At 27.9% G+C, this 13,158-nt stretch carries 11 protein-coding genes; all 11 read right to left on the reverse strand.

Features of this window, described 5'->3' with window-relative positions:
- Positions 1-8: 8 nt before the first annotated feature.
- A complete protein-coding gene (locus tag A3M9_RS0106250; RefSeq protein ID WP_198011942.1) occupies positions 9-1,031 on the reverse strand; it encodes an alpha/beta hydrolase in 1,023 nt (340 codons plus the stop codon).
- 98 nt (positions 1,032-1,129) lie between these two features.
- Complete coding sequence (locus A3M9_RS0106255) at positions 1,130-2,566, reverse strand: cell wall metabolism sensor histidine kinase WalK (protein WP_027308462.1); 1,437 nt, start codon at positions 2,564-2,566, stop codon at positions 1,130-1,132.
- On the reverse strand, positions 2,563-3,264 hold the full coding sequence (locus tag A3M9_RS0106260) for a response regulator transcription factor (protein WP_027308463.1): 702 nt from the start codon (positions 3,262-3,264) through the stop codon (positions 2,563-2,565). Before A3M9_RS0106260 ends, A3M9_RS0106255 begins: the two co-directional genes overlap by 4 nt.
- Before the next feature lie 39 nt (positions 3,265-3,303).
- Entirely contained in the window at positions 3,304-5,010 is a 1,707-nt protein-coding gene (locus A3M9_RS0106265; protein WP_027308464.1) for a proline--tRNA ligase, read from the reverse strand.
- 14 nt (positions 5,011-5,024) lie between these two features.
- Positions 5,025-5,711 carry a DUF554 domain-containing protein gene (locus A3M9_RS0106270; RefSeq protein ID WP_035165981.1) on the reverse strand — a complete coding sequence of 229 codons (687 nt, stop codon included), beginning with the start codon at positions 5,709-5,711 and terminating at the stop codon, positions 5,025-5,027.
- 564 nt (positions 5,712-6,275) lie between these two features.
- Positions 6,276-7,985, reverse strand: coding sequence for an ABC transporter ATP-binding protein (locus tag A3M9_RS0106275; protein WP_027308466.1), 1,710 nt, complete (start codon positions 7,983-7,985; stop codon positions 6,276-6,278).
- A gap of 232 nt (positions 7,986-8,217) precedes the next feature.
- Positions 8,218-8,766 (reverse strand): hypothetical protein, encoded by a 549-nt coding sequence (locus tag A3M9_RS0106280; protein WP_027308467.1) that lies wholly within the window; start codon positions 8,764-8,766, stop codon positions 8,218-8,220.
- A gap of 473 nt (positions 8,767-9,239) precedes the next feature.
- A complete protein-coding gene (locus tag A3M9_RS0106285; protein ID WP_027308468.1) occupies positions 9,240-9,725 on the reverse strand; it encodes a hypothetical protein in 486 nt (161 codons plus the stop codon).
- Positions 9,712-10,569, reverse strand: a complete 858-nt coding sequence (locus tag A3M9_RS0106290) for a 4Fe-4S binding protein (RefSeq protein WP_027308469.1) — start codon at positions 10,567-10,569, stop codon at positions 9,712-9,714. Before A3M9_RS0106290 ends, A3M9_RS0106285 begins: the two co-directional genes overlap by 14 nt.
- 387 nt (positions 10,570-10,956) lie before the next feature.
- A complete protein-coding gene (locus A3M9_RS0106295; protein WP_027308470.1) occupies positions 10,957-11,988 on the reverse strand; it encodes an Rpn family recombination-promoting nuclease/putative transposase in 1,032 nt (343 codons plus the stop codon).
- Between the two features lie 250 nt (positions 11,989-12,238).
- On the reverse strand, positions 12,239-12,889 hold the full coding sequence (locus A3M9_RS0106300; protein WP_027308471.1) for a hypothetical protein: 651 nt from the start codon (positions 12,887-12,889) through the stop codon (positions 12,239-12,241).
- Positions 12,890-13,158 lie beyond the last annotated feature (269 nt).

The following is a 13,158-nucleotide window of genomic DNA, read 5'->3' on the forward strand; positions in this document are numbered from 1 at the left end:
TTTAATATTTACTTCATATACTTATCAAGGAATGCAAATACCTTATCTAAATTACTCTTTTCTTCAAATTGTGGACCACCGTGTGATGCACCATCTAAAAGAACAAGTTCAACCTTATCTTTTCCTAAAACTGATTGTAATTTTTGTGCGAAATTAATTGATTGTTGTACTGGTACATTTGCATCTTGTGTCCCATGTTCTATAAAGAATGCTGGGTCGTCAGCTGATATATATGTTTCTGGGTTTGCCTTTGCAACAAGGTCTTTAGCTTCTGTGATTAGCTTTCCAATATATGCAGATTCAGGTGAAGATTCACTGCTTGTTTTGCCAAACCTTGGTGTTATGCCTGATTCCTCAAACTGGCTATCCATTTCTAAGAAATTAATTGGTCCAAACCAATCAACAACTGCAGTTACATCATCTGAAACATCTGCATATCCTAATGAAGTATCATAAAGTTCATTTGTACCTCCTGTAGTTCCTGCAATTGATGCCAAGTTTCCACCTGCTGAATCTCCCCAAAGTGCTATCTTATCAGGATTTAAATTGTATTTTGAAGCATTTTGCCTTATAAATCTTATTGCTGCCTTTATATCATTTACAGCTGCTGGGAATGTAGCCTCTCCTGATAATCTATAATCAACAGAAACAACTGCATATCCTCTATTTAATCCTTCAAACATAGCGGCTAAATCTCCACCTGTTTTATTTCCCATTTTAAATGCTCCGCCATGTATTGCAATGATTACTGGGAATGGTCCATCCCCTTCATTTGGTAGATATATGTCTAATTTTTGGCTCTGTGACTTATTTGCATAAGCTATATCTAGATACTTTTTTGTGTACTTTGATGTATCTATAGATTGACCACCTAATCCTCCACCCATAGGTCTTCCTCCTTGTGGAGCTCCTTGTTGAGTTTGAGCTGTATTTGTATTATTTGTTGAATTGTTTTGTGATGTTTTAGCACAACCTGCTAAAGTTGAAATTGTTAATACTAATCCTAATGTTAAAACAGTTAACTTTTTCATTTTATTACCTCCATTTTCTTGTTGTTTTCCTCTTGATGTTTTAAGTATAAGATATAATTGTGGCAAAAAAATGGCGGTAATTTGATTTAAAAAGGAAATTATTTTTTTATTCCTATTGTAAAACTAAATTTAGTACCCTTTCCTACTGTAGACTCAACCCAAATTTTTTCACCCAATGCCTCTATTATTTGCTTTGCTATCGCAAGGCCTAATCCTGTACCCTGTGTTGTTCTGGATTTATCTGCTTTGTAAAATCTTTCAAATATATATGGAATATCCTCCTTCTTAATCCCTTCCCCTGTATCTTCAACACTAATGATTACCTTTTCATTATCTATATTTGAGGAAATAGTAACTACACCACCTTCTTGGGTAAATTTAAAAGCATTATCTAATAAAATAATCAAAACCTGTTCTATTCTTTCAGAATTTGTGTATGTTAAAGGCAAATTTTTTATATCATTTTTTAATTTTAATTCGATTCCTAAATCATCTGCAATACCAGCAAATTTTTGGTAAACTAAATTTATTAGTTTTGATATGTCTACTGTACTCTTTTCTAAATATGCATTACCTGATTGAAGTTTTGAAAGTTCTAACATATCATTTATTAATCTTTGCAATCTTATAGACTCTGTCAGCATTATTTGATAGTATCTTTGTTTTTCTTGCTCATCATTAATCATTCCATCCAATAATGTTTCACTCATGGCTCTTAAAGAAGCTATTGGAGTTCTTAATTCGTGTGAAATATTAGCTACATACTCCCTCCTGGTTTTTTCAAGCCCCTCTGCCAACTTAGATGCTTCTTCTAAATTAATAGCAAGAATATTAAAACTGTTTGCTAATTCTTCAACTTCTCCATATCCTTTTTCTTGTATCCTTACACTATAATCTCCCTGTGCCATTTTTTTTGCACTATAAGCCATATCTTTAAGTGGAATTATAAGTGGTTTTATAGAGAAATATAATAAGATTAATATTATAACTAATATCAATATACTCATAAATAAAAATACCATATTAAATCCATTTAATGCAGATATATAATCACTAACAGGTTTTAATAAAAACACTCCCCCTATTATTTGTCCATCTTTTTTAATAGGTATTCCTAAAACAATGGATGTTCCTTCAATTGCTTCTAGATTGGTTATTTTTTTAATCTCCTCACCTGAAAAAACTTCATTCATAAATGGTTCTATTGACTTTTTTATATTGTCTTCAAAATATGGTTCTTTATCTTCACCATATTCCTCAATTGATTTAAATGGATTCTCAAAAACATTCATCTCATTTTTATAAATATCATAAGCTTTCACAATAAAAGGTAATCTATTGAGATTAACATTACTTTTCCCTTTACTATTAATTTCATCAATTATGTTTTGTAATTCAGGTTTTAGTTCATCTACTTTAATATTAATATAGTATTTTTCAATTACAAATCTACCTACAAACAAAGATATAGAAAAAACAATTACTAATATTAAAGTTATATTAATAAATAATCGATTAAATAAACTTTTTTTCATCTTTGCACCTCAAATTTATATCCTACTCCATAAATAGATTTAATTCCCCAACTAACACCACTTTCAGGTAATTTTTTTCTTAACCTTTTTATATGCGTATCTACTGCCCTTGTATCACCAAAATAATCATATCCCCATATTGTTGATAAAATTTGTTCTCTTGTAAATACTTTACCTATATTACTTGCAAGTAGATACAAAATCTCAATTTCTTTAGGTGTTGCATCTATAGGATGATTGTCTATTTCTATTGTATATTTTTCCAAATCTACAACTAAATTATCAACTTTAACAACTTTCTTATTTTCTTTTATTTCTTTATTGTTTGCTTGATATCTCTTTAAAATAGTCTTTACCCTTGTAACAACTTCCCTTGGTGAAAATGGTTTTACTACATAATCGTCAGCACCAATTTCAAGTCCAACAATTCTATCTATCTCCTCTCCCTTTGCAGTTAACATTAAGATTGGTACATCACTTATTTTTCTTATCTCCTTACATACTTCCGTACCAAACATTTTAGGCATCATTATATCTAATATAACAAAATCAGGTTTTTCTTTTTTGAAAATTTCAAGTGCTTCCAATCCATCAAAGGCTGAAGAATATGTCATACCTTCAGCCTTTATATAAGCACCAATTGTATCGTGAATGGCTTGATTATCATCACAAATTAAAATATGTATACTTTTTTCCATACCCTTCTCCTTCTTGTTTTTTATAATTTCCAAACAATTTTACTTTATATTTTCTTTAATTACCTCAAGTACCCTATTATAGATATCCTCAACCTTAATATCTATTACTTCACTTGAATTTCTAAGTTTAAACTCAACTATGCCATCTTTAATTTTCTTTCCAACAGTTATTCTAATTGGAATACCAATTAGGTCAGCATCGTTAAATTTAACTCCTGCTCTTTCATCTCTATCATCAATTAAAGTTTCAACACCCATATCATTTAACTTATTATAAATCTCCTCTGCTACCTTCACTTGTTCATCATCCTTCATAGAAACAGGTACAACTATTACTGTATAAGGTGCAATAGAAATTGGCCATATAATTCCCTTTTCATCATGATTTTGTTCAATTATTGCAGCCATTGTTCTATTGATTCCTATTCCATAGCAACCCATAATAATTGGTTTTTGTTCTCCCTTTTCATCAACAAATGTTGCATTCATCTTTTCAGAATACTTTGTTCCTAACTTAAAAATATGTCCAACTTCTATCCCCCTATTTATTGCTATACTTCCACCGCATTTAGGACATCTATCACCTTGTGTTATATTTCTAAAATCACCAACTATACCATTAAAGTCTCTTCCAAAATTAGCATTAATGATATGGTATCCTGTTTCATTTGCACCAACAATCATATTTTTTGTGTTTTTAACTTCATAATCTATCAATAGCTCATCTACTTTTATTCCAATAGGACCTGCAAAGCCAACGTCTGCACCTGTTACTCTTTTAACTGTTTCTGCATCTGCCATTTCAAAGTTTATACACTTTAATTGGTTGATAACCTTTGTTTCATTTACATCCCTATCTCCTCTAACCATAACTGCAACAACTTTATCATCGGCTTTATATATCAAGGTTTTGGCAAACTTTTCTGAAGTTGTATTAAAAAACTTTACTAATTCTTCTATTGTTCTTACATTTGGTGTTTCAACCTTTTCTATATTTTTCATATCCTCACTGCTTAAGATTTCAGCTTCAAAGGTTGGAGCCTTTTCAACATTTGCTGCATAATCACACGATGTACAAAATACTACTTCTGCCTCTCCTATATCTGATTTAACCATAAACTCCATTGAACCTGTCCCACCCATAGCACCTGTATCTGCTTCAACTGCTTTAAAATCCAATCCACATCTTTCAAAAATTTTATTATAGGCCCTATACATCTTATTAAATGACTCGTCTAAACCTTCCCAAGAAGTATCAAAGCTATATGCGTCCTTCATTATGAATTCTCTACTTCTCATTACTCCAAATCTTGGTCTTCTTTCGTCTCTATATTTTGTTTGAATTTGATATAGATTTAATGGCATATCCTTATATGACTTTATTTCATTTCTAATAATATCTGTAAATATTTCCTCATGAGTTGGCCCTAAACAAAATTCTCTATCATTTCTATCTATAAGTTTAAACATTTCAGGGCCGAAAACATCCCATCTTCCCGATTCTTTCCACAATTCTGAAGGTAGAAGAGCTGAACATAAAATTTCCTGTGCACCTTCTCTATTCATTTCCTGTCTAACAACCTCTTCTATTTTTCTTAATACTCTAAGTCCTAAAGGAAGAAAATTATATACACCTGAAGCTAACTTTCTAATAAGTGCTGCCCTTAACATCAATTGATGACTTGCTATTTCAGCCTCTGATGGAACTTCCCTTAGTGTTGGCATAAATAATTTACTAACTCTCATCTTTTGTCCTCCTTTTATCTTATAAATAATTGATATATTATAGGGATAAATACTGCTGGGAGTAAATTTGCTACCTTTATTTTTGTAATACCAAGCATATTTAGACCTATACCTATTATAAGTAAACTACCAATGGCTGTCATATTAGCAACTACGGTTTCAAGTAAAATGCCTTTGAGCAAAGCTGCACAAATAGTTATAAACCCTTGGTAAATAAATACTGATATAGCTGAAATCATAACTCCTATTCCTAATGTTGACGAAAAAATAATAGAACTTACACCATCTAATATTGATTTTGCATACAGCATCTGATGATTACCTGTAAGTCCACTTTCTAAAGAACCGACAATTGCCATTGAACCTACACAAAACAATAAACTTGAAGCAACAAAACCTTGTGAAATTTTACTCTCTCCGCCCTTAAATCTTTTTTCTATATTGTTGCCTAATTTTGTAATCGCCTTATCAATATCAATTGCTTCTCCAACAACTCCACCAATTACAATACTCAAAATCATTAAAAGTGGATTATTGCCCTTTAATGTTCCTGAAAACCCCAAATACAACACACAAAGTGCAAGCCCCTTCATCACTGTTTCCTTTATATTATCTGGAAGCCCCCTTTTGATAAAAATTCCTACTAAACTCCCAACCACAATAGCTATTGCATTTACAATAGTACCCAAAAGATTAAACATAATACCCCTCCATCCTATTTATAACTAAAAAATGTATTACATAATTTCCCCTATCACATTGAAGCAATACAAAAATGTTGGACAGGATTTTAATATAAAATCGATGTTTTTTATATTAACTTTGTTCAAATAACATTGTAACCTAAAATTAAGCCATCTTCCCTGATGTTGTCAATATATTCTCTGAAAATATTACATTATCCATCTCACTAATTCCTTATGATAGACTTGAACATATTACAGTTCTGTAGCTCATACTCTTAGATTGTGATATATCTACTACATTTAGCTTTAATAGAATTATTTTTACACTATTCGCCTTTTAAACTACATTCATACTTATAGATATTATTTTATTTTATAATTATTTTAAACTAAGTTTATATTTACGTCACTAAAATAATACAAAAACAGCAATATCACCAATCTAAAAATTATATGTGATATTGCTGTCATTAAAAAGTCCTAATTTCTAAATGTACAACCCAAATCTTACAAACAGCATTAATAAGTTATAAACAACTAAAATAAAACGGTAAAATTACAATTGCACAATTTCATCATTTATGTATTGGAGTTATTGATTTGTTCACTTTTGATTTTTTCACTTTTATATAAACTATAAAATACCTTTTGTAAATTTATTAAATCATTAAAGCTTCCTTGTTCAACTATTTTTCCGTTATTTAAAACGATAATATTATCATATTTTTTCATAATTTCTTCATCATATCTATGCGTAATTACAATTACTGTTTTATTAATTTTTAATATAGTTTCCTCAACTTCTCTATCTATTATGTTATCTAATCCTGAGGTTGCTTCATCAACAAGAAAAACTTCTGAATTTCTTAGTAGTGCTCTTGCAATGGATATTCTTTGTTTTTCTCCTCCAGATAAGTTTGCTCCATTATCTCCTACAACCTCATTTACTCCATTTTCAAGTTTATTAATAAGATGTCTTAATCCACATATATCTATTACTTTTTGAATATCTTCTTCATTAAAATCTTTATATAAAGTTATATTATTTTTTATGGTATCATTAAAAAGAAAAACACTCTGATGTATTATAGAGATTTTTTTAAACCAATCTATAGGATTAAATATTTTCAAAGGTTTATTATTAACTAAAATATCTCCTTGATAATTATCATAATACATCATAATGAGTTTCATTAATGTAGATTTACCGCTACCACTAGTACCAACAATTGCATATTTCTTACCCTTTTCAAAAATGCAATTAATATTTTCAAGTACTTTAATATTGGGTTTGTAAGCAAAGCTAACATTTGAAAACTCAATAAATTGAATACTTTCGTTTATTTCCTCACCTCTATACTCTTCTTTATTGTTGATAATATTCATAATTTTTTCTACAATCAGGTTAACTGATTTCATCTTTGCACGTATCTTGGAAATATAAATTAAAGGTTCAATAATATAATTCATTAATTGAACTGCAGCTATCATATCTCCTAATGTTATTTCTTTTCTCAACGTAAAGTATGCAGCTACCATCATATTTAAAATAAAAATAAATATCCCTGAAACTTCTGTTAATGACTCATTCAAACCTTCAAGATTTGTATATTTACATTTTGTATTTTCAACCAATATATTTTCATTATTTACCATATCAAATACACGTTTTTCTATCCCAAATCCTTTTATAACTTCAAAGCCATACAGCATTTCCTTAACTTTTTCAACAAAAGTGTTACTATAACTTGAAAAATTATTTTTTTGTATTTGAATGTGCTTGTTTAATAATTTAGGAACTAGTAATGGTAACCAACCGAAAACAAAAATTGAAACAGTAAGCCATACATTTATTCTTAATAATAAGAATAAAGACACAATAAAAAGAATAGTAAATTTAAGTAAATTTGTAATATTGGCAATATAATCTGTTTCAATTAATCTAACATCATTTATTAAGATTGATAATATTTCCGAATTTCGTTCTGATATGAATTTATTTTTATAAAATAAAATACTATCAATCAAATCGCTTTTTAAAGAAATAATAATATTTTTATTCAAAATTGCTATATATCTCTTTGAAGCAAAAGAAACTAAAAATAAAGCTATTAAAAATAGCATCGAAAACAGTATAGTTTCTTTGAAAGTAAACTTCCCAACATTCGTTGCTGTATCTATAATAATTTTAAATAGCATTGCTTTCAATGAGTCAAGTGATGCAGTTAATATAACTAAAATTAAGTTTATAAAAACCAGAAGTTTAAACTTTTTTAAATATTTACCCATTTATATTACCCCCATATTTTTTCTTAATAAAATACTTTTCTTAAGATTTAACTAACATATCGTTACTAAAGTATTTTGTTAGAAACTTATCATAAATATTAATTATAGACTTCTTCTTAAAATTTATATAAATATTTAGTCTGTTTTTCTTACATATATATTTATTACAAAAATAAGCTGCACATTTATATTATATATATAGTTAAACCACAATTTTTGATGATTAATTTATTTACGGAATAACTTTATTTTTCAATAATATATTTATGGCCTCTTCTCTGGTAGTTGCATTTGTAACAATGCAGTATCCATCTATAGTACTCCAGTCTCCCCAATCACCATTAATTTTCCCATTTCCTTCTTTATTTAATGCATTATTTCTATAAACACTTATGGTCATTCTACGAAACCAAGTTTTTGAATATAAATGCCCAAGAATATATTCTTGATAAATTTTATAACCATAACTATCATATCGTCCTGTATCATAGTAATATTCAAGAGGACAACCATCTTTTAAAAAATATACTTTTCGCATTTTTTCATTTGTAAGCTTATAATTAGAAACAATAATATGACCATTGAAAAAATCATCGGTAAATAAATTCTTATAATATTTTCCGTAAACTTTAATTTTACAAGGAACAATATAGGAAGGATTGTCAAGTTTTATCTCTATAGCATCAAATGTCTTATTTATTGGTATTGGTATAACATATAATAAAATAATTAATATTAAAGCTATCCACATTATAGTATGAATTCTTTTACTTAATCTCATAATTCCTCCTGTTATAACATTTAGTTTTGTTAAGTTATATGATATTGGAATTTCATCTCCCCTTTGATTTATCTTATATATAAAAAAAACATAATGCCTCCTAAGGAGAAATAAAATTATGTCTTATTTAATTTATTCTTCATTTCCACTTACTTTCCTTTTTTTTGTGATATGTTTTTATTCAAACCCCATCGCCTCTAAATCTATTTACACTACAAAGCAAAAAGCCCTGATTTCTCAAGGCTTCTATCTATCGTATCATTGTGTTGTTCAATGTGTCTTTGGAGGATGCTGTTGATACAAGAAAGGTTGTGTTTTTATACAAAAAATTTTTTGCTGTTATAAACTATTAAGTATTAAATTGTTTCATTAACTTGATATTTTCATGCTCTATTTTATTTAATATTATTTTGAATAACTTTTAAATGTGATTTTGATGCATCCCTAAGCAATGTATTTAATACAATTTTTATTTATTTCTCAACTTCAACACTATGTGTCTTCATATATTCTATTTGTTTCTTAGTTGGTTTACCATTTTTTAATATTATTTCAACAGCTTGTTTTGGAAGATATGTCTCTTCAGTTAAATCTATATCTATTCCTTTATAAAATGCCACAAAGGCTCTAACAGCACCTGTTCCTATATCCTTCCCTTGTGTATCTGAATAGTTTGCCTCTAAATCTTTACACTTGAATGTATCAATTTGACTTTTATCTATCAAAAATGCTTCAGCTAAATCTTCATCAGGTATATCAAAATTATGAATAACATCTTTAAATGTATATGAGCCCTTTATATCATTTGGATTAAATTGTCCTGCTGATTCGCCTTCAGTAATCTTTCTTGGCACCTTTGTTGAGGTTGTTTTCCACATTCCAGTTAATTTTGCCAATCCAACTCCTCCAAATATTATAATAAATATACTTAGTGCAATAATTCTACTATTTATCTTCATTAAGTTCACCACCCTTTGTACTTAAAAATACAGTATTATCAACTGGACAATTAACCTCAGAAGTACACTTTAAACATCTAATACACTGATGGTCTTTAATTACATCTTTATCTGAAACAACAATATTCATAGGACAACCTTTATCACATACCTTACAAGAAATACATGTAGTTTTGTTTCTCCTAATTTTAAATATACTTATAAAATTGAATAACCCTAAAAATCCACCTAAGGGACATAAATACTTACACCAAGGTCTTTCTATTAAAAGTGATGATACTAATACTACTACCAATAAAATAATTGCTTGTATTTTAACCTCTCCTGTCCAAAAATTAAATAGTGCATAATAAGGGTCGATGTCATTAAATAATAATTTGCCTGTTTTGCCTATAACATATACTATCCAAGCAAATGTAAAGTATCTTAAATATCTAAGTTTTTTATCCAATTTATTAGGTATAAAAGTATTATACCTTCTGCCAAAAATCTTTTTACCAAGCTTTCCTATCCATTCTTGAACTGAACCTAAGGGACATACCCATCCACAAAATACAGGTCCAAATAATATCGATAAAAATACTGCTATTCCGAGCATAACAAATGATGATTCATGTATTTTTTGAACAAAACTTCCCTCTGTTACAAATTTATATATTGATACTACTCCACCAAATGGACACAATCCGTGTAATGAGGCTTTTGAAATAAATGGTATTGTTATATTCTTTTTAGAAAGATATTCATTTATTGCTGTCAATAAAATAGTAGCAAAGAAGAATATTTGTATAAACAGTCTAATTTTTATATTTCTTCTTTTCTCTAATGACTTAATCTTTGTCATTTAATCCACCACCTTTTTTAAAATTATTTTTTCAAAAATTTTATTGGCTTATCTTATACTTTGATTGTAAATTAAGGTTGTGATTATTTTATGTGAGTTTTGTGTAGATTTTGTGAAGAAAAATTTTAATCCTAATATAAAAATAGACAGGCATTCTAACCGAATACCTGCCGCGACAATTGACAAAAACCTCTTTTGTTGGGGACTCTCACCAATATAACCTATCTTTCTAAAATCATTCTCAAACAAGAAAGGACAGGCATTCTAATCGAATACCCGCCCCAACATTGGCAAAGAACCAAAGAAGCGAGGATAGTTAGCATAAGCTCACCATCCCCGCCAAAACTGTAAATATTTTCTTTTTCAAAATATATTTTTTGTTTCAAATTACTTCTTCAAATATTTATTTATTTCATCTATGGTTTTCATATCTAATATATCTCCAACTATAATTTCCAATGTAGCTACATCTAATTCTTGTAGTCTCATTTTTAAATCATTAGGTATTATTCCAAATTTCTTTGTTAATAATTTTATTGTTGTTTTCACTAATGCTATTGTTTCTCCTTCTTGTCTTCCTTCTTGCCTTCCTTCTTGCCTTCCTTCTTGTCTTCCTTCTTGTCTTCCTTCCTGTCTAAACATTTCTGCCAATGTCATAGCATACTCACTCCCCTCTACAAATATTTTCTCTATGTCCTTCGTTATCTCCTGAAAATCTCTTTCTGTTATTTGTTGATATGAATTAAATATATACCTCATATATGTTTCAAAATAATGTAAAGCTGTTTGTTTATCCTCAAGTTCTACTAAATACCTTGCTGCATTTACTATCGTTTTTTTCATCCTATTTACATCATCTAAAAATATATCTCTTAATATTGATAACATTATTCTTAGCTGTACTTGTCCCTTTATGTCTTCATCTTTATATCTTGATATGTCATATAAAAGATATTCAAAGTTTGGTATATATCTTTTAATTTCTTCTGTTAACTCATCATATCCTTCTATTATTGTTCCTAAATCATTTCTTATGTTCCATTTTTCACTTCCATGATATACTACAAGAGGAATTATTATTGGTAATTTACCTAATCCCTCCTTCTTTATGTTCATCTCCCATATCTCTACCATATATCTCAATAGCTGCAGGGCTGTTTGTTTACTTACATAACTTTTATGTTCAAATAGAAAATATATATATCCTTCTCTTTTATTTATATTTACCTTAAATAACATATCTGAATATACTTCCTGTAGCTTTTCATTTATAAAGCTATCCTTTTGTAGTACTAATGTTTCTAAATCTATTAATCTTACTATTTCCTGTGGCAAATAGTTTATTATAAAGTCCTTTGCTACCTCTATATCTGAAAAGGTTTCTTTAAAAAATTTATCGTGGGGATTTTGTATCTTCATATTTTCACCTACTAATTTTTCTGTATTACACCAATTTTATATTGATTACAAATTATCTCTTTTATTCTTATATTATTATATTTAATTATTTTTTTCAACTTGTATGCATATCAATATGCAATTTATCTTTTTTGTTTCACTCATAAGTTATATGTGATATGGCTGCCATTCAAAAAGCAAAAAGCCCTGATTTCTCAAGGCTTCTATCTATCGTATCATTCTGTTGTTCAACTTGGTGAATAATTCGAATTTACTTATAAAAACTAAATTCTATACATTTACATCTTATAATTACTTCATCTTCGTAATCTATAACACAATCTTTATTATCAAAATAACTATAATGTACTATTTTTATTTCAAAGTACTCTTCTTTTTTAGAAAATTCAATACTCACAATTTTACCATTTTCAAGAAAATCTATTGTTTTCTCTCTATAATCTTCAAATATAATTTCATTTATTATTAAATCCAATACATAATTATCAGGAAGTGCATCATAAAATCGCAATATAGTATTATCTGAATTGTAATTAATAATTTTAATAGTTGAATCATGAAAAGCTGGCCAACCACCATCTAAAAATTTATATAATTCATATCCATTCTTTATCATATCTATTGAAAAAGTAACCTCTACTTCAAATTCACCCAAAATAATATTGAATAATTTTTTATCATATTCTTGTTTAGCTAATATATAATCAATTTTAATATAATCAAAAAAATTTGCAAGAATATAGTTTTTATTTTGATATATACCTTTTTCAAAGATATTAACATTTATAACAACATTAGAATCTCTTTTTTGTAATTTAAATTCCATTTTATCATTTTTTATTTCAAACGGAAATTCATTTTCTAACCACAATCTTAAACATCTTAATTTAGGATTTTCCATTTGAAATTCTTCTCCATTTTTTATATCTTAAATTCGGCAAGTGAACTTTAAAAAAGTTTCTACTTGCCATTTTTGTTTTATTTATGAATAAATTTACATTTATTATAGCATTTTAGACCGTTAGGTCTTTTTTTGAGTATACTTAATAAACCCAAATATTATTTGGATTTTTAAGGTAATTTATTTTTTTATTTTACTATTATGTGTATACTGCTATCATTTTTCTACTAAATACATGTATTTGTTTTTGAATATGAGTAATGATTTTT

The sequence above is a fragment of the Caloramator sp. ALD01 genome, assembly GCF_000472625.1.
Classification (GTDB): Bacteria; Bacillota; Clostridia; order Clostridiales; family Caloramatoraceae; genus Thermobrachium; species Thermobrachium proteoclasticum.

Excerpts from the sequence above, each read along its gene's own strand:
- A3M9_RS0106250 (WP_198011942.1), bottom strand. The coding sequence starts at position 1,031 with ATGAAAAAGTTAACTGTTTTAACATTAGGATTAGTATTAACAATTTCA.
- A3M9_RS0106255 (WP_027308462.1), bottom strand. The coding sequence starts at position 2,566 with ATGAAAAAAAGTTTATTTAATCGATTATTTATTAATATAACTTTAATA.
- A3M9_RS0106260 (WP_027308463.1), bottom strand. The coding sequence starts at position 3,264 with ATGGAAAAAAGTATACATATTTTAATTTGTGATGATAATCAAGCCATT.
- A3M9_RS0106265 (WP_027308464.1), bottom strand. The coding sequence starts at position 5,010 with ATGAGAGTTAGTAAATTATTTATGCCAACACTAAGGGAAGTTCCATCA.
- A3M9_RS0106270 (WP_035165981.1), bottom strand. The coding sequence starts at position 5,711 with ATGTTTAATCTTTTGGGTACTATTGTAAATGCAATAGCTATTGTGGTT.
- A3M9_RS0106275 (WP_027308466.1), bottom strand. The coding sequence starts at position 7,985 with ATGGGTAAATATTTAAAAAAGTTTAAACTTCTGGTTTTTATAAACTTA.
- A3M9_RS0106280 (WP_027308467.1), bottom strand. The coding sequence starts at position 8,766 with ATGAGATTAAGTAAAAGAATTCATACTATAATGTGGATAGCTTTAATA.
- A3M9_RS0106285 (WP_027308468.1), bottom strand. The coding sequence starts at position 9,725 with ATGAAGATAAATAGTAGAATTATTGCACTAAGTATATTTATTATAATA.
- A3M9_RS0106290 (WP_027308469.1), bottom strand. The coding sequence starts at position 10,569 with ATGACAAAGATTAAGTCATTAGAGAAAAGAAGAAATATAAAAATTAGA.
- A3M9_RS0106295 (WP_027308470.1), bottom strand. The coding sequence starts at position 11,988 with ATGAAGATACAAAATCCCCACGATAAATTTTTTAAAGAAACCTTTTCA.
- A3M9_RS0106300 (WP_027308471.1), bottom strand. The coding sequence starts at position 12,889 with ATGGAAAATCCTAAATTAAGATGTTTAAGATTGTGGTTAGAAAATGAA.